The 21,236-nt window shown below is 42.6% G+C and carries 20 protein-coding genes; 10 read left to right on the forward strand and 10 right to left on the reverse strand.

The window, feature by feature from the left end; genetic code table 11:
• Positions 1 to 18 precede the first annotated feature (18 nt).
• Positions 19 to 1,905, forward strand: a complete 1,887-nt coding sequence (locus P0078_RS12715; protein ID WP_282930339.1) for a hypothetical protein — start codon at positions 19 to 21, stop codon at positions 1,903 to 1,905.
• A gap of 91 nt (positions 1,906 to 1,996) precedes the next feature.
• Here P0078_RS12715 and P0078_RS12720 read toward each other — a convergent pair whose 3' ends face one another.
• Both P0078_RS12720 and P0078_RS12725 read right to left on the reverse strand, forming a co-directional pair.
• The gene (locus P0078_RS12720) at positions 1,997 to 2,866 is read right to left on the reverse strand and encodes an ImmA/IrrE family metallo-endopeptidase (RefSeq protein WP_282930340.1); all 870 of its coding nucleotides are present in this window, start codon (positions 2,864 to 2,866) and stop codon (positions 1,997 to 1,999) included.
• The gene (locus P0078_RS12725; protein ID WP_282930341.1) at positions 2,867 to 3,259 is read right to left on the reverse strand and encodes a helix-turn-helix domain-containing protein; all 393 of its coding nucleotides are present in this window, start codon (positions 3,257 to 3,259) and stop codon (positions 2,867 to 2,869) included.
• 286 nt (positions 3,260 to 3,545) lie between these two features.
• On the opposite strand from P0078_RS12725, the gene P0078_RS12730 reads away from it, so the two are divergent.
• The 6 genes from P0078_RS12730 to P0078_RS12760 all read left to right on the forward strand — a co-directional run bounded on the left by P0078_RS12730 (position 3,546) and on the right by P0078_RS12760 (position 8,000).
• On the forward strand, positions 3,546 to 3,770 hold the full coding sequence (locus P0078_RS12730) for a DUF2188 domain-containing protein (RefSeq protein WP_282930342.1): 225 nt from the start codon (positions 3,546 to 3,548) through the stop codon (positions 3,768 to 3,770).
• Positions 3,771 to 3,865: 95 nt separating this feature from the next.
• Positions 3,866 to 4,222: a patatin-like phospholipase family protein gene (locus P0078_RS24595; RefSeq protein WP_353057071.1), complete on the forward strand. Its 357-nt coding sequence runs from the start codon at positions 3,866 to 3,868 to the stop codon at positions 4,220 to 4,222.
• 188 nt (positions 4,223 to 4,410) lie between these two features.
• Positions 4,411 to 4,773, forward strand: coding sequence for a patatin-like phospholipase domain-containing protein (locus tag P0078_RS12745; RefSeq protein WP_282930343.1), 363 nt, complete (start codon positions 4,411 to 4,413; stop codon positions 4,771 to 4,773).
• The gene (locus tag P0078_RS12750) at positions 4,767 to 5,909 is read left to right on the forward strand and encodes a CBASS cGAMP synthase (RefSeq protein ID WP_282930344.1); all 1,143 of its coding nucleotides are present in this window, start codon (positions 4,767 to 4,769) and stop codon (positions 5,907 to 5,909) included. Before P0078_RS12745 ends, P0078_RS12750 begins: the two co-directional genes overlap by 7 nt.
• Positions 5,906 to 7,537: a ThiF family adenylyltransferase gene (locus P0078_RS12755; RefSeq protein WP_282930345.1), complete on the forward strand. Its 1,632-nt coding sequence runs from the start codon at positions 5,906 to 5,908 to the stop codon at positions 7,535 to 7,537. The genes P0078_RS12750 and P0078_RS12755 overlap by 4 nt, the downstream gene beginning before the upstream one ends.
• A gap of 172 nt (positions 7,538 to 7,709) precedes the next feature.
• Positions 7,710 to 8,000 carry a Mov34/MPN/PAD-1 family protein gene (locus tag P0078_RS12760; RefSeq protein ID WP_502867276.1) on the forward strand — a complete coding sequence of 97 codons (291 nt, stop codon included), beginning with the start codon at positions 7,710 to 7,712 and terminating at the stop codon, positions 7,998 to 8,000.
• A 265-nt stretch (positions 8,001 to 8,265) separates the two neighbouring features.
• Here P0078_RS12760 and P0078_RS12765 read toward each other — a convergent pair whose 3' ends face one another.
• Entirely contained in the window at positions 8,266 to 9,792 is a 1,527-nt protein-coding gene (locus P0078_RS12765) for a hypothetical protein (RefSeq protein WP_282930347.1), read from the reverse strand.
• Positions 9,793 to 10,253: 461 nt separating this feature from the next.
• Between P0078_RS12765 and P0078_RS12770 the strand changes: the two genes are divergently transcribed.
• Positions 10,254 to 10,802 carry a GmrSD restriction endonuclease domain-containing protein gene (locus P0078_RS12770; protein WP_282930348.1) on the forward strand — a complete coding sequence of 183 codons (549 nt, stop codon included), beginning with the start codon at positions 10,254 to 10,256 and terminating at the stop codon, positions 10,800 to 10,802.
• A gap of 171 nt (positions 10,803 to 10,973) precedes the next feature.
• On the opposite strand, the gene P0078_RS12775 is transcribed toward P0078_RS12770, so the two are convergent.
• The 3 genes from P0078_RS12775 to P0078_RS12785 all read right to left on the reverse strand — a co-directional run bounded on the left by P0078_RS12775 (position 10,974) and on the right by P0078_RS12785 (position 15,376).
• Positions 10,974 to 11,528 (reverse strand): 3'-5' exonuclease, encoded by a 555-nt coding sequence (locus P0078_RS12775; RefSeq protein WP_353057072.1) that lies wholly within the window; start codon positions 11,526 to 11,528, stop codon positions 10,974 to 10,976.
• Between the two features lie 219 nt (positions 11,529 to 11,747).
• Positions 11,748 to 14,372: a S8 family peptidase gene (locus tag P0078_RS12780; RefSeq protein WP_282930349.1), complete on the reverse strand. Its 2,625-nt coding sequence runs from the start codon at positions 14,370 to 14,372 to the stop codon at positions 11,748 to 11,750.
• A 32-nt stretch (positions 14,373 to 14,404) separates the two neighbouring features.
• A complete protein-coding gene (locus P0078_RS12785; protein WP_282930350.1) occupies positions 14,405 to 15,376 on the reverse strand; it encodes an AAA family ATPase in 972 nt (323 codons plus the stop codon).
• Between the two features lie 136 nt (positions 15,377 to 15,512).
• Between P0078_RS12785 and P0078_RS12790 the strand changes: the two genes are divergently transcribed.
• Entirely contained in the window at positions 15,513 to 15,818 is a 306-nt protein-coding gene (locus P0078_RS12790) for a helix-turn-helix domain-containing protein (RefSeq protein WP_282930351.1), read from the forward strand.
• 131 nt (positions 15,819 to 15,949) lie between these two features.
• Here P0078_RS12790 and P0078_RS12795 read toward each other — a convergent pair whose 3' ends face one another.
• Genes P0078_RS12795 through P0078_RS12810 form a run of 4 tightly spaced genes read right to left on the reverse strand, consistent with a single transcriptional unit; the run spans position 15,950 to position 20,459 of the window.
• Positions 15,950 to 17,059: a TniQ family protein gene (locus P0078_RS12795; RefSeq protein WP_282934605.1), complete on the reverse strand. Its 1,110-nt coding sequence runs from the start codon at positions 17,057 to 17,059 to the stop codon at positions 15,950 to 15,952.
• The gene (locus P0078_RS12800) at positions 17,016 to 17,903 is read right to left on the reverse strand and encodes a TniB family NTP-binding protein (RefSeq protein WP_282930352.1); all 888 of its coding nucleotides are present in this window, start codon (positions 17,901 to 17,903) and stop codon (positions 17,016 to 17,018) included. The genes P0078_RS12795 and P0078_RS12800 overlap by 44 nt, the downstream gene beginning before the upstream one ends.
• A gap of 2 nt (positions 17,904 to 17,905) precedes the next feature.
• Positions 17,906 to 19,798, reverse strand: coding sequence for a TnsB C-terminal domain-containing protein (locus tag P0078_RS12805; RefSeq protein ID WP_282930353.1), 1,893 nt, complete (start codon positions 19,796 to 19,798; stop codon positions 17,906 to 17,908).
• A gap of 4 nt (positions 19,799 to 19,802) precedes the next feature.
• Positions 19,803 to 20,459, reverse strand: a complete 657-nt coding sequence (locus tag P0078_RS12810) for a TnsA endonuclease N-terminal domain-containing protein (protein ID WP_282930354.1) — start codon at positions 20,457 to 20,459, stop codon at positions 19,803 to 19,805.
• 20 nt (positions 20,460 to 20,479) lie between these two features.
• On the opposite strand from P0078_RS12810, the gene P0078_RS12815 reads away from it, so the two are divergent.
• Positions 20,480 to 21,187: an ATP-binding protein gene (locus P0078_RS12815; RefSeq protein ID WP_282930355.1), complete on the forward strand. Its 708-nt coding sequence runs from the start codon at positions 20,480 to 20,482 to the stop codon at positions 21,185 to 21,187.
• Positions 21,188 to 21,236 lie beyond the last annotated feature (49 nt).

Genomic DNA, 21,236 nt, shown 5'->3' on the forward strand with positions numbered 1-21,236 from the left:
TAAGAATCAGCCTTTTCTATGTCCTTCCTTAATACTGCCCGCCTTGCTGGCAAAGTAGGGATCTGGCGTGTAGATGGAGTTGGCGAAGTATCTTTACACCCAAATTCCGCACCGACAATTGAGATTCACTACTCAGGGATAACCCCCCACGCAGTAAATAATCCCTATCACAAGTCAGCTCCTAACGGGGTACATTTGACCGTGAAGCACTTTGCTTCAGAGCTTCGCGACTACCTAGTAGGCTCAGTTTGGGATGGGAGTTCCGGTAACTGTATCAGGCGGCCGGGTGACAAGCCTCTCAGAGTGGAAATAGATACTAGAGGTGCAAGACTACTTAACTTAAATGCCCCTGTTGAAATCAACTCTCAAAAAATACGGTCTTTAATTCCAAAAAAATATCTAAGGTTTTCCGATAGAACTTGGCTAAACCTAAGAAATAGTTTTTATTGTCTCGTGCCTACTGTAGATGATAGAAAGAGCGGCCTGAAATGGTTGGTAATACCAGCTTCCGAACTATATCGAAGATACATAGCCGTTAGTCGGAAGTTCTGCAACTCAGGGCTAACAGGAACAATTGATAAATTTGTTGATTGGAATGAATCTATTACCGCAAATGGGGAGGCTAATATAACACTTAGAAGGCCATTGGAGTCCCTAGAAAAACGCGTTATCTCAAGGGCTGTTTTTTCTCCATATGCAAAACTCTCAATGTTAACTCCTCACAAATACCTTTCTATGGTTACCTCCAAAAACAGAACAATAAATAGTAACGATAAGTTAGCGCCAGTTATTAAGTTCAACTTTCCTTTTTTAGACACCACCCATTTAACTGTCACCGGAAAAAGGATGCCGCTTGGAAAAAGAGGCGGCTCATACAAAGAAGAATGGGCATTATATGTGATGGAGATACATCGATGCCACTATGAAATGGATTTTCACTCTAACTTTATAAAACAGTACGATCCTGAATATACTCCTCAGCATTCTACTTCAACTATCCAGGGTGATTCATTCTCTCCTGGCATATACAATTCGCCTTTGCTTGATAAAAACATTGATATAAATGATCTGCCGGCCGACAGCAATATTCAGCGCCTTTCGGGCGTGTACTTTAGCGATCCTTTTCCTGGATTAACAGGTACATTTAGATACACCCGCCCAACTAGCCAACAAAGTAAAAATAAAAATAAATCCGAGGTCGTCGACGAGGAGGAGATTACCGGACATACAAATAATGACGGAAATTACAGTAAAGATTCAAAAGGAAATCAAGGTATATCAACAGCAGACCAACCTATCCAAACACTTAATAAGGATATTTCTCTATTTATTGATACTGTAATTGAGTTCAGAAAAATTGTTAAAGACAGAAAATGGAAAGTAGTAACCAGAAAGGCCGAAGATGGAACAGTGGAAAAAGGGGAAAAAGTCGCCATGTTTCCATCTTATATTGGATCACAAAGAACTTGGCATAAAATAGATAAAGACTTGGAGAATTCAAGAACTAGGCAAGTTGTTTGGGTAGAAATAGATATCGGTAGTAATTGTTATCTATATATGGCTGAAATGGAATTAAGGCCTACAGAAAAGTCAGGCCAGTGCACTCTCCTAATGAAACTAAAGAAGTCAAAGCAAATGTCAGAAGTAGTTTTCAAGGAACTTCTGAGATTAACTTGCCTACAGTATAGGTGGCCTATACCAAGGCATAAGTGGAAAGAAGAAAAAGATGCAACCAAAGCACAATACCTATTTAATATACTTGATATTAAACGGCAAAAACATCCGATTGCAAAAAAGGCTTCAAATTCTAAGAGCACCCCTAAGAAAGTTTGCCCAAAGGAGTGGGCAGAGGTTTTACTAAATAAAATTGATCGAGAATTACTAACCAGCATTCATATAGAGTAATAATAACTAATTATACCCACGTAAAGTTATCATAAAATTTAATAGTGATATCATTTAAGCAAATACCGCATCCTACGCCGGACTGACTACGTTATCGGCGTCGATTACGCCCTGGCCAAGGAAGCTCTCCAGTAAGTTCGGGCAGGAGACCATCGTCTCTAACTCGCAAGTTGAAGCGATTTACTTCAACTTGCGGTAATTCTTCGTGTTCCAGCCAAAGTAAAGAGATGGTTGTATCGGTCTGAGAGTAGTGCCGGGAAAGCTCCCAGAGATAAAGACCTTTTTCCCAATCATCAAACCAAGCATCTTGGGTAACCTCGTCTGTTTCCGTCAAGCTCTTACCTGTGGATCGGATACGGTGAGCCACTGATCCAGCTGGGATTGTCGATTTAGGGGGTATCCAAGCTCCAACTTGCCTCAATGAAGTAGAGCGTGCGGTATATCTTACTGCGCCACGATCCATAGTGACGAACGCGCATGGCGCATCACTGAGACTGGCATATCTTGACGCAGCGGCCGGGAACGATGTTCTGAATTGATCGGCCATGAACTGAATAAGTTCCAAGGAGGGCCCTTCCCTGGGAACCACCGAAAGCCATTGCTGATAAGGCATGAGTAGTTCTGCAGCAAATGTATCGCAGGCTACCTCATTAGGGTGCCGCTTAGCATATGACCAAGAAGGAATCTCCTCGTGACTCGACTCCAAGCCCAGTACAATATGAGCTATCTCGTGGCAAACAGTAAAGCGTTGACGCTCTTCAATTTCCTGGGAATTAATCGTGATGATGTGTTTCCCGTTTGGCTTGGTAATGGTATACCCGGACTCCCCCTCCCCAAGCTCATCCTTCTTTAGCTTCGCATTGGCTGCACTTACATAGGGCGAGAGATCGTTCTGGATATCAGAGATATCAACTTTCGCAATGAATGTACGTGCCCTATGTCTGACTTCTGCTTCGTTCACTCAATCATCCTCATCCTCATCCTCAAGGGCCTTATAGATTCGTTTTATCAAATTCGCAGGTTCCGGCCTCGCGTTGCCCCGGTGCCTGACACCGGCTGCCATCGTAAACACGTAGCCTTCAATAGAGGGTTCTTGTAACACATATATAACGAGATCTGGATCTGTATCCGCATGGGAGGCTAGCCAAGTTACGATTTCTGAGTCTCTTTCTGACGGCTTTAGTACTTTTAATAGCTTTTTAACTAGGTCTAGGGATGGATTGGTCTTCTCACCGGTTTCTAAGCGGTGAATGTATGCGTGATCCACTGACGATAGCTGCCCCATCTCACGCAGGGAAAGTGTTCTTCGTTCGCGTAGCGTCTTAATCGCGACGCCCAAGCCTGTTCGCGGCATAAGTTCTGATCCTTGTTTTTACATTTCAAAGGTTTGATCGATATTTAAACAGCCCTGCTTTCAGTCGGGCTAACAAGCACATCCTGTAAGGAAGTTGCATCACTACCAATGCGCTGATACATTGTTGTCCAGCCAGGCAACGAATGCAGTAAATATTATGAATTTCTTAAGCTCTGGCTTGGCCCACCTGTTGTCTGTGTGAACAACGAATTGTCCTGCAGAGGGCGGCCACTGACAACTCAGCTAAGTAGCTGGGATTCACAGATTTGACATCAGGAGAGCCACTATGGCTAAGAAAAATCAGCATGTCGTTCCTCACAAGGATGGCTGGGCTGTGAAAGGTGCCGGCAATAATCGAGCAACGTCTGTACATGACACACAGCAACAGGCAATTAATGCGGGGCGGGATATTGCTCAGAATCAGCAGTCCGAACTTGTCATCCATCGTCGAGATGGCCGCATCCGCGATAAGGATAGCCATGGCAATGATCCTTATCCGCCGAAGGGGTAGGCACCGTGACCGATATCCCGACATATCATGTGCTTGCGCTGTCCGGGGGCTACCGTGGCCTGTATACGGCCACGGTACTTGCCGAGCTCGAGGCCGTGCTAGGTCGCCCTATCGCTTCTCATTTTGACCTGATTTGTGGAACGTCTGCAGGAGGAATGCTGGCTCTGGGATTGGCATCGGAGATCCCGGCTGGTGACCTCAAAGCGCTGTTCGAGGATGAGGGCAGCCGCATTTTCGGCAATCGCAGCACTATACGACGACTATTGGGATTTTGGCTGAGAGCAAAGCACGACTCCCAAGGTCTTCGAGAGGTACTAACTGAGCGCTTCCAGGCCGCGACTATAGGCGACTTGAAGCACCGTGTCCTTGTCCCGGCCGTTAACTACACGACAGGACGAGGACAGTTCTTCAAAACCCCCATCACCCTTCATTTGAGCTCGACCACCGTCTAAAAATTGTCGATGCTGCATTGGCCACAGCTGCTGCGCCGGTTTATTTTCCACTTGCGCGTAACAGTCGTGGTGTCTTCGCAGACGGGGGGCTGGTAGGTAATGCACCTGGCCTGTTTGGGCTGCACGAGGTCAGAACGTTCCTAGCACCTGAACAAAACGCGCGGATTCGGGTTCTAGCTATCGGCACTATGACTATCGGCGCGACCATTCGAGGCGATACCAACCTTGACCGCGGGTTCGGCAAGTGGGGGGGCGACCTCTTCGACCTAGTGATATCTGCACAGGAGTCCTCGGTAGACTACATGCTTCGGCAGTCCTTGGGGGACGACTACTTCCAAATAGACGATCAGGCCACGCCCGATCAAAGCAAGGATGTGGAAGCATTGGATCGCGTATCTGTTGGAGCCACGAATACGCTCAGGGATCGGGGTATCCATGCTGCGCAGCGTGTACTTGGTAATCACCGCTTTCAACCATTTCGGGAGCACCGGGCTGGTGAACCTACCTTTTACCACGGTCCCAATAAAAATACCCAGGAGGCCACATGCTAAATCTCAGTCCACTGTTCTTCACCAGCGCTGCTGATGAAACCTGCATGCACGAAAAGCTGGATCTGACACGTGAGCAACGCGACACGATTACCAGTGCGCGTAATGACGTTCGCAATTGCCTCCGCATGGGTATCCCCCGAGTATTAGAAAAGAGGGGATATACAGAGACAGTGCCTCAACCCCGGTTCTTTACTCAAGGCTCCTGGGCATATAAGACACTAAACTCCCCGGCGCAGCAGCCGCAACAGGCTGACATCGATGATGGCTGCTACCTACCATTGAGCTTCTTGTCGCAAACACGTCGGCCAAGCACTGCTGCCTCAGTGTTCTTTGCCGCTACGGAAGAGGCATTGCGGACCTTAGTCCAGGAGCGGGGATGGAAGCTCGAAACCAATAAGGCGACCTGCATACGTATCGTGATTGACACATATGCTCATATCGATATCCCGCTGTATGCCATTCCAGACGAAGAATTTGGCACGCTCACCAAGGCCTCTATTGAGCGATATGGATATAGGTCACTCGAGGAGGCGATGACTAGCGCTGAGCGAGATGCTTGGACAGCGTTACCTGCCGGCAGAGTTCTACTGGCTCATCGCGAGTGCGATTGGATGCCCTCAGATCCTCGACCGGTGAAGGATTGGTTTCTGGGTGAAGTAGATGCTAAGGGTGAGCAGTTTCGCCGAGTTGTTCGCTACTTAAAGGCGTTTCGGGATTGGAAATGGCCTAGCGGCGGACCCTCATCCATTCTGCTTATGGCCGCTGCGGCCCCAATCTTTGAAAGGCGTGATCGACGCGATGACCTTGCTCTACTGGACGTTGTCACGGAAATACCGACTCAATTGCGCGCAGGGGTCAATAACCCTGTGGATAGTGCCGAATCATTGACTGACAGGCTTGGTAAGGACGACGTAGAGGAAGCTGCAAAGGCATTTGAAGAATTTGAGAGGGTACTTCGTGGGGCTACGAGCGCGGATAGTGCTTCGCAAGCCTGCATTTGGGTACAGAATGAACTTGGCCCTCGCTTTCCGAACGACCCCAACCGAGTAAAGGTGGTATCTGTAGCGGCAACGATCGCGGCAGCTCCTGCCACTGCCGGCCCGAGTGAGCTCATTGGGCGCACGAAAGCCGGATGAGGGGTAATACAGCCATAGCGGATGTGGTCGAATCCCTCAGGGAACGAGGCTTTCAGTTTGTTGGGAAGTCGACCAACGGCTGGTTCAAATTGAATGGTCATTTGTGCCCCCCTGGCGCCGATAGAGTCTATCCATGTGAAGTTCAGTTTGATCCCACATTCCTCAATATGCCCCGTATCCGGTTACTCGAGACTCCCTCGGGATTGCCAGCAGTTGTACCGCATCTCGGTGCAGGTGGCGATCTTTGCTATCTCGCCGAAGGCTCTGTCACATTGGATATTTACGACCCTGTAGGGCAAACGCTCGCCTGCCTGGATCGCGCCTCTTCCGTACTTGGTCGGATTATCGGCGGAGAAATGGTTGAAGATCTCGCGGAAGAGTTTTTTGCTTACTGGCGCGGCGAGTGCTGCTTCGTTGACATAGAAGGCAATAGCTTGGGGCGGCAGCAATGTATCGTCGCTGAGGCAGGTGGGAGATTTCTATGGTTTATCACTGACAACGAGGACAGAACTGTAGAAAAGATTAGGTCGCTCAGCGCTAAAATCGCCCCAATAACAATTCTGACCTACCGTATCAAAACTAGCGCGCAGCCTCGTCCCCTAATCAGTAATTGGCCCCCTGTAACAGTAGGAGACATCTTATCGTGGCAATCCACTCTAGACCGTCGCTGTCGTCGCAAGATCCATGCCCGTATCAAGGAAGGCATTAAAAACAAGGCCAACGGTGCCCTTATCATTATCGAATCGCCATTAATGACTTATGGACTTGCGATATGGTTCGACCGAAAATTATTGAGTCAAAAGGAGAAGCGAGCAGATCGCAGAGATTTGAGCTTCGGACTGAAAGTTATTCCCCTCTCGGTAGTTAGAATTGACAGTAAATATCTTGCCCAGCGGAACATACCTGGATCAAAAACATTGGCAGGTATCAATTTAGCGATAGCAGGGTGCGGAACGATTGGTGGTTATCTATCAGAAATGCTTGTGAAGGCTGGCGCAGGAACTTGCGGCGGAACGCTCACTTTGGTGGACTTTGACCACCTTTTCCCACAGAACCTAGGGCGTCACCGCTTGGGGTTTTCAGACTTGTTGAAGAATAAAGCTGAAGCAATGGCGAATGAACTCAGACGCTTAGCGCCAGGAACTGACATTCGTGCACTCCCGGTGGATGTAAGGCAGGCCGAGCTCGGGAGATTGGATCTACTTATCGATGCAACCGGCGAAGAATCTCTTGGGCATTGGTTGTGCCGTAGCTATTCACCTCCATTACCCATGCTGTCAATTTGGATTGAAGGGCCAGGGACGGCTATTCGAGGTTTTTTGAGATCGACAACGTCGGGAGCATGTTATCGGTGTCTTTGGCATAGTAATAGAAGAGGGGAACTTCATACTACAGTCGAACCCCTTCCGACCACTTTAGCCGGGCATGGGTGCGAAGGGCTCTACGTTCCGTTCCCTGCATCGGTGTCAGTACAAGCCGCAAGTTTAGGGGCTGAAATGGCGCTTGACTGGATCAATGGTGCTCTCTCACCCGCGTTACGAACCCGATTGGTCGATCCCTCTGCGCAGCTTGCAACACCTGATTGTGATCCAATTAAAGATCCGGATTGCCCCATATGCAATTCTTGAGCTCCTGGACAACCACTGACAAAAGAACTTTGCTGCATTTCTCAGAAAGCACATTACAAACGTTCACTCAGTTTATTCAGCGCTGTTACGGTGACCACGAAGCTGGGGGCTATTACTTGGGTCAGTTCATGGAAACCACATGTGGATTGAGCAAGCAACAGCTCCTACTGAAATGGACAGGCGTCTCCCCTGTATGTTTGAGAGGATGCAATATGGCCATGAGAGCATTGCACAATCTCGATGGGTAGCGACTCACGGTACTATCCGATACCTTGGCGAATGGCACACCCACCCAGAAGACGACCCTTATCCGTCCGGTCTAGATATCTCCGAATGGGACCGCCTTGCAGGAAATCGCAAAGATAATCGCCCGCAACTTGCTGTCATTGTGGGGAGAAAATCCCTTTACGTTGAACTGGTGCCAAATATGGAACCCAATATCGTGCTTACACCCATCGACTAATTACATAGAAAGTTAAATGTTAGTTTACATATAACGATCTGATATTGATAAGGGCGCTCTGTAACAACGTTTAAGTATTGTGTAAGTCGCATTATCTGTATTAGCTCAAGTCTGAGCTAATACGAATAAATTCATCGGTAAAGGGATTTACCGCAACCTCAAAAACTCAAAAACTCAAAAACTCAAAAACTCAAAAACTCAAAATGCGAAATTTAGTATAACCCAATGTAAACTGGACCTTCGGATTAAATTTTACTACCCACCTTTAACCAGAGCATTCACCTTCCATCGATTTATCAAAAGCTCTTTCTAGCTTTGATAAAGGATGTTTATAGAAGTGCTCGTCATATGATTTTAAGAGGGATTTAGGCCTAACTCTTTTAATATATTCGCGTACGGCCTCACCATCTTTATACCCAATGGAGTACTGCTTTATTCGTTCAGCTAATTGTTTTAAATATTCCTCGGCTTCATCCTCAAAACCACCACATGTCCAATACTCAAAATAGAACTTACTTTCTCTAAATCTACTTTCCTGCCTCAACAATCTTGCAATGGGAACCACACGATCTTTATACCAGCGCTCTACTTCTTCTTTTTTTATACGGACAGTTGGCTGATAAGCTTTACATTCATAAATCCAAACCTGTTTATGCTCAAGGACACGAAATATATCGATTTCATATGATTTCGCTAGTGCAGGATCGTTAATAATCTTTCCGATATCTATCGACCCATGATCTTCTTTTAAAACACAATGACCAACTAGTAATTCAAATAATGATCCACGAATATTTTTTGCGGCGCCTTCAATATGTCCAATTTTTTGGAAAATTTCGTCGACTATTTCCGGCCGCTTTGCCGCCATACTCGCCATTCGAGATAAAGTATCAATAAGTGACGACAAACCTTCAGCGATATTTTTTCCAAAAAGATTCTCAATAGTACAAACTATTATCCCAGCACTCTTTGCTGCCTGGAATGCTTCTTTCGTAAATCCTTTGGCAACTATACAGAAAAGTACCGGATTTAATTTTTTCAGTACGGAAGTAAGTTCTGTTTTTCTAATAAACGCCTGTATCGAACGCATGTCCATTATTGCATCTACAGCAATATCACAAACAAAAAAACCAGCTTTTAGACTGCTATCTCGTCCATTTCGTAAAAAGGGTCTTAAATAGGATGGAGCGGTAATATCCCAATTGAAAGTTCCAACTGTAGGTAAATGATCTTCTTTTTCATCACGACATTCGATAGCATTATAGCTAACAATATTTAACTTACGCGCCCATTCTCTTACTGCTGAGATTAAGATTTGCTCTGCAATTATCTGACCTCGAAATTCTTCTAAAGAAATTCTATTTATTCTAATGTGACAGTTTTGATGAAAAGTTATACAAGGCCCTATACCGTCATAATTAATCGTCTGAATTACATTTACTGCCTTAAGTCGTTCAAGAACATCATCGCTTGCAACTTGCTTTTGCTGTCTTATCGGGGAACCTGAGATAATCGGAAAATACTTTTCAAGTACAATCCCGCCCCTAGCCCGAAGGGAGTTTAATGCGGCAGAGTAAGCTGGACTCGAATCATCAATCGCTTGAATCAAAGCGTCCCAATACTCCGGCGTACCATAAGTATTCTCATGGTATAAAAAGCTCACTTTTTTTGGGAAGGTGATACCAATTAATCGCTTAATTGAGCCCTGATCTACAGCTCTTTGTATTCTCTTACGAGCAGTTGCGTGTTTAACCCCATTCTTAGCTATCTCCTCAATGAGGTCTGCTGACAAGCAAGGCCCACACCTTAATAAGTATCCCGGAATATCCATAGTCCCCTCAGCTAGATGTCACACAGCGCTATTTATAATACTTTTCTACCTATACAAGAGTCAATTTTGGCCTTGCCACTGACTTGGAATTTTTTGTATATAAATCAATGAGTTATGAGTATAGGTTTCTGAAAAAATCAACTTTGATGTCACAGACTCGATTCACAAGTAGTCATTCTATTGGTTTACAGCGCTAATTTGATAAGACACCAACAGGAGCCTTGCTTGCTAATTGATCACCTTTAGTTTTATAGACTTACCGGTCACAATGGCGCTTACGTGAAGCTCTCAGAGGTAGGATACGAAACAGAGACCGATACAACGCTGAGGCTAAGCAGTACCTCTATATGCCTAGAGTAAAGTATATTTAAGCGACCCCAAACCTAATATACGGCCCCTCGCAACTAAGCAGAGACATTGCTATGCGTCTAATCCTATCGGCCATCTTGTTAACAGTCCTTACCGACTGTCTCGAAGTAAAAGCCAACGATAGCAGAGGCTACAACCTTCGCGAGTGGCTACCTCGTTGGTCTGATAGCGATGGTGACTGTCAAAGCACCCGCCATGAATTGCTTATCAGGTACTCTTTAGCCCCCGTAACATTCACCAATGAAAGCGGTTGCATTGTTGAAACGGGTTTATGGTTAGACCCTTATACAGGGCAGTTTTTCAGATTAGCCTCCGATTTAGATGTAGAACACATTGTTCCCCTTTCTTGGGCTCACAAACATGGTGGCTCGGAGTGGACTGTAGAGCTTAAGAGGAAGTTTTCTGAAGACCCCGAAAATCTTTGGCTTGTAGACGATGGTAGAAACCAGAGTAAAGGGGACAAAGGGCCAAATCGCTGGCTGCCACCTTACGAGCCAGTACAATCTATCTACATTCAGAGATTCTTAGCCATAGTAAAAAAGTATGACTTACAGATTAACAAGGCCGAATATGATCAGATTTTAGCCCAGCTTGAAAATTGAGCTCTTCTTGTATGGGATACTATTCTTGCTTTCCTTCAGCAGTAGATGAGTCATAGAAGTACTAAATGTTAATTTTTGATGATCGCATTTGATTATACATGGAGGATAGAAATTAAATTCTACTTGCGCCGACATAAAGAAACTATTTCCTAAAAAAGGATTGGTCAGAAATTATATCCATTTCTCTAGTTGAGGAAGTATCCTTGCAATATTACAGGCATCGTCTTCACCACGATGTGGTTGTCCCTCAAACTCTAAATCTAAAAACTTGAGAGCACTTCCTAAACCAGTACGGCGCTTTTTACCTAGCTTTTTTTGCCATAGTGCCTTCAGGTTTATATGAGGCTTATCAAAAAATATTGGGGCACAGTTGTGACGCTCTTGTTCCACCTGGATTTGGTTATAATCATATTTCCCCCAGCTAGCCCAAGCCTGATAGTCATAGTTTTCCAACCATTTATTTATCAGGACTGTCGACTCCTCAAAACTTGGAGCCATCAGCACATCCTTAGGGTCAATACCAGTAAGCTGACTACAGAAACTACTAAGAATAGGGTTAACTGTGGGTTTCACTAGTTCGCTATGGCTTGCTAGCACTTCTCCTTTTAAACTAGCAATGGCTAGCCCAAACTCAATCACCTCCATATCTTCAACAGACTGCGGACGATCATCCCAACATGTTGCTTCAAGGTCTACGACTAATAAATGGTTGATGTTAGCCTTAATATACTTTTTCCTCGTCTACTTGTCTCAATGTAAGGTTTATTTGTATTTATCTCAAAGAATATAATTTTTCACTCTCGATAAGAGTATAAGATAAGAAAAGAGTCAAACTATATTAGTTCTGCCTGATTTGACAAGGGGGCTTACAAAGATTATGCCAGCCCCTTAAAGTGTAATTATTTTCTTATGACTGATAAAGAATATTGATTATCTCAATTTATTTTAAACCACATCGATTTCGCTCTTCACACCTTCAAAGATTGCTTCTCGAACTTCTTCATAAATTGGCAGATCTGTGCCAGGGCAATCCAAGGTTGCTACGATGGCATATGGCACATTTACTTCAGCAAAGCCAGCAATAGCTCTACAATTTACTGTTACTTTCAATATGTCATCATCTGAAAAGTTTGATGCTTGGTCACCGGTTCTAACCTCATGGAAAACAGTTCCACTCTTTAGATGATGATGGTAATAGTCGCCATCTTGGACATTGAGAACCTTTCTATTTGTTGATACCCAAAGCTGTGCGCCTCTATATTCTTGATGCCCAGCATTTATAGGTGATGTCCAGGCTACAGTAATAATAAGTCTTCTGAAAACAGTTTTCGCTGAAAGGCTCTGCGGTAAAGGAAATGTAAATTCCTGCGCCTCATCACCTTTTATAACACCAGTTCTAAGTAATGTAGCCTGATTAGATCTACAGCCATGTATCCTTTGTTCATTAACCTGTCCAAAACCTAATATTTGATTCAAGTCAGACTTGAATGTTCTACTATTTTCCTTCTTTTTTAGGTGTTCCTTTATTAGCCCAGTAACATTGGTACAATGTTCAGATCCATGAACTAGTAAAGCTTTCAAAATTACAGAATCTGGAGCACTGGACAAGGCATGGCTATCTGAAATTCCACGCAAGTCACTTATTGTTTCATATAGAGATGCTAAACGCCTGGTAGCTAAAGCGGCAGCGTTACTTGTTCCTGATACATAGCAGTAATTATTTACATTACCTATTGATGGGCCAGGAAAAGCACATTTTAATCCTGGACCAAACCTAGGAGTGTCTGCAGCTTCAAGTCTTACATCATCATTCGCGGTATAAGTCCTGTTTATATATGTTAACTTTCCGCCCGGCATCATCAACTCAGGTTTTACTGAGCGTTGTCTCCCTAAAGTAATGGGATTAATAGGGCTTGGCATTCCTTTGGTAGTAATAGGATCAATCTGACCTACAGGTATTTCTCCTTCAAACTCATCTTGATGTACAGCTTTTACAGTTATCGCATTTACGGCCTCTGCGGGTGACATCATACGAAGAGTGTGCCTTTGTTTATCAGTCGCTTTTAAGAATTCAGCTTCTATATTTTCAGGGCTTAATTTCTTAAAAGTCTCTTCATTGATTCCTTTCAAAACTATACTTTCACGGATGTTTCCAGCACTTATTACAAAAAGTACGTCATATTTAAAAGACAACCAGTCAATCATTTTTGCCCAGGGGCTTAATTGATTATCAAACAGTCTATAGGGATCACCAATAGAAAGATTAATGATCTTTATATGAGGAGCCTCAGGAGGTTGTCCATTTTCTCCAACTTTCATACGACGCACTGCCCTATGAACTAAGTCCAAAGGAAGGTGATTCTCAGGAATTGTTTCTGTTCTTCTTCCGTTAAAGTCAGGCTTACCTGGAAACATGATTGGCCTGACATACAGCTTTCTCATTAATGGCTTTTCAGGTCTGCTAAGATCGCCATGAAGTATTAGAGAGCACATAGAGGTACCATGTACCTGATTCCTGGGGCTATCATATTCCGCTTCAAAATCATCGGGATCATCAATAGAAATTCTCCCTTTTAAGGCTGTATGATTTTCTAAAGGAAGTCCATCTAAAACGGCCACTACGGGCTCACTAGCCTTGTATTCTTCTAGGTTTGATGCGTCATCAAAATCAACAGATGAATTAAATCCCGTCCCGTCTGTAGGAGCTACTGCACATTGTCCAACGGGTCGGAAATACATCACTTCATCGCACCGCATTAAGTCAAGCTCTTCCCCATGTGAGCGAACAACTGCATCAACTTGACTTATCGGGAGCGTTCCAAGCAGTGCATGGTACCCAATTGATTCAAATGTATATTGGCTAACAATATTACCCCCAGAAGAAATAATTGTCTTTCTTACTTTTTCTTCTGCTAACTGCCTAGCAATGGAAGACTTCCTGAACCATAACTCAATTTCAAAATTTACTAATTTTTCAGAATCAATATCTCTATAGTAATCGACTTGCTCTTTCCAATCTTCAAGCAAGAAAGTATTTGCTAAGCGATCTTGTGTATCCCAAAATCTTATATCTGACAGCTGCAGAAAAGCATCTCTTAAAGCGACATTATAACCAATCGGTAGTTTATTATTTTCCTTATACTCTTTCCAGATTGAATGAAGTAGCTTTAACCCAGATATATTGCTCATTGCCAAATAAGCAAATTTCTTTACAGGCTTTATATCTTTTTTTTCACTTTTACTGAAAAAGATATCTGACTGGAATTTATCTTCGATAAGATTTTGAGAAAGGTACTCAAATCCATTAACTTTTGATAGTTCATCCGAGAATTTTTGTATATCCCCGGCCACTTCTAGAACTAGCACTTTCTCAGGAGTAAACCCATCTGGAGATTCGCTTAATTCGGTATGCTCAGAAAACTTAAGTTCAAGCTTTTTAAGCTTAGGAGAAATTCTTTTAAATTGTTGGCCTGCTGTTGGCGTATATATTTTTGGACCTCCGCCGTTAAGGTTATCTCGTTTTTTACCTACAGCTTGCTCTTGAAAAGTTAAAAGGGGGCGCACATCCATTTGCAATCCTTAACAAGTATGTAAAAAGACTATTACTCTGTATTTTTATATCTATTTTTCCAGTAGGAAAGTCTGCTTGTCGTTATCGACTTAATTTTTTTTGTACTATCAGGCAAGCTCAAAACATATCTACGCTGTACGTCCAATCCGAATTCTTCTAATTCCGCAAAACTTAGTCCAGATAGATGCTGAGCAAGTGTACTTGAAGCAAAACCAAGAGAGTGCCCTATACGTTCCTGAAAACTATCAAACCACTTTTCAGCCATTTTTTTTGTAGGCCTAGGTATATCTATTTGAACTTGAAAGCGTCTCCAAACTGCTTTATCTAGCATTGAAGCGTGATTTGTAGCTCCAATCACAACTACATGACTAGGAAGCATATCAATTTGCTTTAGAAGAGAATTTACAACGCGCTTAATTTCTCCGCTTTCATTTAAGTCTTCTCTTTCTTTACTAATCGCATCAAATTCATCAAAGAAAAGGACGCACCGTTGAGACTTCACATGCTCAAATAACATATCTAGATTCTGGGCACTCTCACCCAAAAATCTATTTATAATACCCTCGTACTTTACTACATATAGCGGAATGCTTAGATGATTGGCGAATGCTTCTGCGAGAGTTGTCTTACCATTTCCTGGCGGCCCAGATAAGAGAATTTTATGCCTAGGCTCTAAGTTATAAGATCTAAGTAAATCTTTCCTTGCTTGCTCCTCAATAATTTCTTTGAAGGTTGAAACTACACTATTGGGGAGAGTAAGGTCATCTAAAATTTTTTGTGCAGGAAGCTCATAGAATGCATTTTGCAATTCAGGCGCAAAAGTAAATTTTTGTTGATTAACCTCAACGGAAGTAACCAGAAGATTACGTAATTTCTCTGCCAAATGATGATGCTGCCTAGAGGCAGCTTCTGCAGCCAATGCTTCTGCTGTTTTCTTAAAACGTGGCAAATCTCCCTTGATGCCCGTTTCTACTAGGCTGAGTACTAAATCCGCCCTAGCCATATTTCCCTCCAAGCCGAATCCATTTACGGCACTCGTAAGACTAATCCTACATTGACATGATTACAATACTGGTTATTTTAATTCAAATAATGAATACTTTCTATTGGATTATGCATGTAATGACACGGATGATGACATGAATTTTGCCAATACAATCTTAAAAGCGAAACAGCTAAAGGGAATGAATCAGCTAGAATTCGCTAGTTTTCTTGGAAAAAGCCAATCTCAAGTTTCCAAATACCTTAATGGCAAAAGTGTACCACCATATGACGTATATATTCGTTGTATGAATATCACTTCAGTAGAACAGGAACTAAATACCAATTCAAATGAGGTATATGCTCAACTGAAGGAAGCCATTAGATTTTTGAGAGGGAAAGAAAATATAGAGTTTTGTCAGGCACTACTATCTATAATTACTGCATATAGAAATCAAATTTAAACCTAGCACTAGGCATTGATATTTATTGCAAAACAGGGGCATTTATACTAGTTAGCTATATCTTTTAAAAACCTTTACAGCATTCCTGGCGGTTTCTCTTGAAACCCCCAAGATATCTGAGAAAGTTTCGGTCACAACAGGAAGATTCTTTTTTTGATGTACTCTCCAGCACAAACCATCTCAGTTTGTGTGGGGATATAAGGTCTAAGCTCCAATTCTGTATTTATTACCTCATAGAGCCAAAACGGCAACTCATTTATATGGTCTGAGAATGATGACCGAGTTATCCCTGTCTTGGTACAGAAACGAACAAATCTAGTTGGCCAATCCTGTATCACCCAAGAAACGAAAGTTAAAACTTTAATTCTTTTATGGCAATCTAGATAATCTAAAGACCAATCTTTCATTTCTTCGACAAAGAGTAAATCGACCCCTAATTCTCGCTTGATTCTAACTCTAGCCAAATGCCCCCTTCTGCCCAATACAGCACTAACAATAAAATATAACCCTGAATAAAATGATATAGAGCATGGTAAACTATATCCAGGAACTGCCCAGCGATTGGCCTTAAAGTTAGTTATTAACTCTATATAATTATCTATCAATCCACTTTCAAAGTCATCATGGACAATAGAAGGAGCTTCTTTGAAATTAAAAAAGCAATTATAACAAACCTCAACCCCAAAAACAGGGAAAAGGCTTTTCTTTTTACCTGTACCAATTCTATGGAACATTATTAACGATAAACATCTAGGACACTTATCATAAAGCACACAATCATGCCTCTCACACATAGCAAATAAAGATAGTCTCCAGTGCCTTCGGTAGTATATTTTCTCCTCTAAACATCGAGGACAAAACTGTAATCCTGGTCTTTTGTGTTCTCTATGATAGATCCCTAATGGCATAATCCATCTTGAATTTCCATTGATCGTTACAGAATCGAATAAATATCCAAGATAATTATTTAATGTAAGTCTTTTTAATTTTTCAATTGATTGACCTGATTGCTTTTCTAAAAGCTCTAACAAACCTTCAGGTTGATGCCTATCTATATCTACATTCCAAATAGATTGCTTATATAGAAGCACCTTTGAATAAAAGGTATGCGGGAGATATCCATTCGAAAATGACAGACGAATCATCCAAGAAGACAGCAATTCGTCTTCATAGGGATGAGGATGGATTGGTAGCATACTATACTCTTGATGCTCTAGCTTTTCTTTCACTTGGAGAAACATAGCCACATTGATTTAAGTCTCCATCTTCAATCTTTTCTTTTCCCTTTAATAGGACATATTCTGCTGCAGAATTTAGCAGCATAGAGATTTCCCCAATTGTCCCTTCAGCCATAGCAAGTATTTTTCCCGCAAGAGGTGCATTATAAATAAAGGAACGCTCCTTCAATGGCAGCAATGCTTCAAAGGATGCAAGAAGCTGTCTATATTCTTTGTTCATCTGCCATTGGGGAAGAATCTCTGGAACAAATCTATTTTCAATTTGTGAATCAACGCTGACAGCTCTAAGAAGATCTCCTGTGCCACACCCAACTATTGATATCTGAAGCTGATTACTTAAATACTTTATCATGTTAAGAAACTGCTGTTGTCTAACTGATGCACCGGCCAAAACGTTATGGAGTTCATCAATTATTAGCACTTTCAATTGTATTCTTTCAAGTATATTTATTACTTTTGCTCGCTTTACATCAGTTGAGCCTGCCGGGACAGTTTCAAATAACCCGCCAAGTATTTCAGAGTAAAAACCCGCTTCACTTGGAGATGGTGGTGCCTGTATGTAAATGACTGGCGCAATAATATGTTCACCCTCTGGATTTTCAGATGCTTGATTTAAATTTGCAAAATGTCTTACTAGTTTTGTCTTTCCGTTATTTGTTCTGCCGACTAATAACATATTTGGCATTCTGGATTCTTTTGGATGACGAACTAAGTCATCAAGCTTTGAAAGCACTTCCTGAGCTCTTGGATATCCTATCCAGCGTGGCTCCTTTATCCACTGTATTCTTGCTTGCCTATCAAGCTCAACGACATTATGTATTCTTGGATGCAAGTGTTCTAACAACATTCTTAATCTCGGCCTACCTGTATATCATTAAAAGGTTTTATGTCTTCATCGTTAATTTCAATTTCTTTACTAGGATTTTCAAACTGAGGAGCTTTATCACTTTTTGAGTGAATATCTTTCCATCCAGGCCTACGAGCAGCCATTCTTCGCTTTCTCTTTTCTGATGCGCGGTGTTGCCTTGCTAATCGAGTTTTCTCAATAGCCTCAGCTTCCACTTCTCGCATCTTTTTAATCCCCTTAAAAATCATATTTTCATCAATATGTGTATATTCGTCTTCATTTAATTTTTTAACAACGAACTTTAGCTCCCATAGACTGATGGCCGGTCGAGTATTATTTAGATATGGGACAGGGCAGTATGTATTAGTTATCGGGTCTAGGAAATAAATTACACTTATATCTCTAGGGTCCCTAGCAAAAATAAATTTTCTTGCTCTTCTCTTGTCATTCGGATCAGTACTCCCAACCCACGGACGTAGTATTGGTGAATAGTAATATATATTATCTACCACAACTCCATCACGTTGAATGGTTCTTTCGACATACGGGGTAAAATTAAGTCTGAAGGTCTCCTCATCATCAATGGGAGCAGGGAGGCCAACACCAGGGAATTCTGAAGTACCTTGAATATATTTTTGATAGAGCTTAATTGGAGCAACATCATTAATCCCTCTATGTTCTCGATGGTGATAGCAATAGACAATAAATATTGTAAACCAAAGCTCTAGTTCAGAAAGTGTCAGGCACGCTCTTCCCTCTGAATCATAATCTAGTTTTTCTCCTACACTTGAGAAGGTAGTCCCGGGGAGATTATGGCTTTCTTTCATGAAAGTTCGGAATGCACGCTCTACGTGGGGGCCATAATTTGGTTGCCCCCTCGGTCGATGCTCTAGTGTAATTCCATATTCTCGGCATGCCCTCTCTAGCATTTTGCCTCTAAATTCCTTTGCATTATCTACATGGATCATTTCCATTTTTCCATAGACTGGCCATTCTGCATGAACATCTCTCTTTGCTAACCAATGTTCTTTTCTTAATACAGCATGCGCAATACACAATCCAGCTGTAGACGCGCTTGGTGGATCTAAAGTTATCCTAAAACCAGTTATCATTTTTGTGGCTACATCAATAGCAATGGTCATATAGGGCCTTCCAATTGGAAGCCTATGATCCTCATCTACTATTATCAGATCTACTTTAGTGTGATCGATTTGAACAATCGCATTTGGAAATTTACCTCCAGGAAATTGACCCTTTATTGGCTCATATTTCTGCTTAGCGACTTTAGTCCCATATCGTTTTTTTATTCTTTGCTTTTCATCTATTTCATGTACTCTTGCATAAATAGTATTTTTATGCGGAGGATCTAAATCTAACTCTTTACATTCGTTTTTTATATCGTTATATAGCCTAACTACTGAAGGGCGTTCCTTTCTTAAATAATTTTTTTGTATGAATAGGTTAACAATCTCTTCTACTTCCTGGGATAGCTTTGTTTCACCTTTATCTGCCCTTTCAACTCTCAAGAGAGACGAAACTAGTCCAGTTTCTTCAAATCTTCTAATCCACCTATAAATTGTTGTTATACTTTTCCCAGCATTATTTGCAGTGTTTTTTACATCTTCGGCTGTTCTACATTGCATTTCTAGAAGAGGCTTTATCAACTCAAAGCGTTTAACTGCTTTATCCCACTCTTTGTCATCTGCTGATAGATGAGGTGCATGTTTTTTGGGAGACGATATTGATGGTGATATACTGATATCTTTTATATGTGCTATTTCTGTTTTTGAATTATCCAGAGTTCGAATTATGAATTCAGAAAACCCTTTTAACTCAAGGACTATGGCAGCTTCATCTCGCCAATAAATAAGCTGCCCAGGCTTTATATTCTTCATTTAATTATTTCTCTATTGGCCATAACTTTGAACGCATACTTAGAGGGGAATTTAGGTCACATCCGATTACACCTGAAAATACTAAATGCCAAATTACTGGTATCATACGCGCTCTATTATTTCGATCCTTACAAAGCGCACACAATAGTAAATCTGGATCAGCTTCATCCAGATCCCACAATGTAGTCATTACATGTCTTTTCATTTCATCAGAAACATTTCGATCTTTGAATGCCCATAGAAATTTCACATTATCTAAATATGGTGTCCTAATTTCCCTCTCCGTGTATACATGGAAGCGCCATCCCCTGTTGAGGCACTCAGTCTTAGCCGCACGAAATTTAGGTAGTAGATTCTTCCACTCTTTCCGGAAGTCACAGCGGTACTTCACTTCATACAGGATGGGGAGTTCCCCAGCACTAGGCTGGAACTGTATCAGACCGTCAGGTGTATAAGATAACGATCGTCCTTTCCCATCTATATAATCGATCGTCAATGGCTGAGGCGTGAAATTCAACACTAGAGGGTCAAAACGAAGCACCTCCATGAGATCACGCTCTAAAGAGGATTCATAACGCCCCATATCGGGTACCAGGCCAGATACGCTGCGGTTGGTAATCCCTATAAGACGCACTGGTCGATGCTGTAATATGGCGCTCATTTGCACTTACCTGTGTATTTTTGAAGAATATTGCCACTTTTCGGTGTATCTTACATGGGGGCAGTACTCCACGGCCCGGTGAGATATCCCTCGCGCACCGGGGAGTCCTATTCCTTGATGAGATGCCCGAATTTCCCAGGCACGCTCTGGAGATACTGCGGGAACCTCTGGAGAATGGTGAAGTGCGAATCTCCCGCGCCCGAGCCCAAGTCACCTACCCCGCCCACTTTCAGCTGGTCGGGGCTATGAACCCCTGCCCTTGTGGGTATTTAGGCGAGCCCCGCTGTCGCTGTACCCCAGACCAGATAGATCGATATCGCAACAAGCTCTCAGGCCCTCTGCTGGATCGTATCGACATGCAGGTAGAGGTGGGCACTATGAATGCCGTGCAATTACAGGACTCAGCTCCCGGAGAAACTTCCGATGCCGTGAGAGAGAGAGTTTGTGCAGCACGTAAACGACAAATACAGCGGCAAGGCAAGACAAATAACTTGTTAAAAGGCACAGAACTGGAAAAACACTGTGCCTTGGGGGAAAAGGAGAAACACCTCTTACGTCAGTCGGTGGAAAAACTGGGGCTATCCGCGCGTAGCTACCACCGTATTCTTAAAGTAGCTCGAACCCTGGCAGACCTCGCTAATTTGGAAAGTATCAGTACTGCGCAAATTGCCGAAGCCTTGGCTTACCGCAATTTGGATAGACGTCAGACGGTAATTTCTTCAAGTTAGAAACTATTTATTCAATCTTGCCATTAATAAAAAACATTATCCTGATTTA

Source organism: Microbulbifer sp. VAAF005 (assembly GCF_030012985.1).
In the GTDB taxonomy this organism is placed as follows: Bacteria; Pseudomonadota; Gammaproteobacteria; order Pseudomonadales; family Cellvibrionaceae; genus Microbulbifer.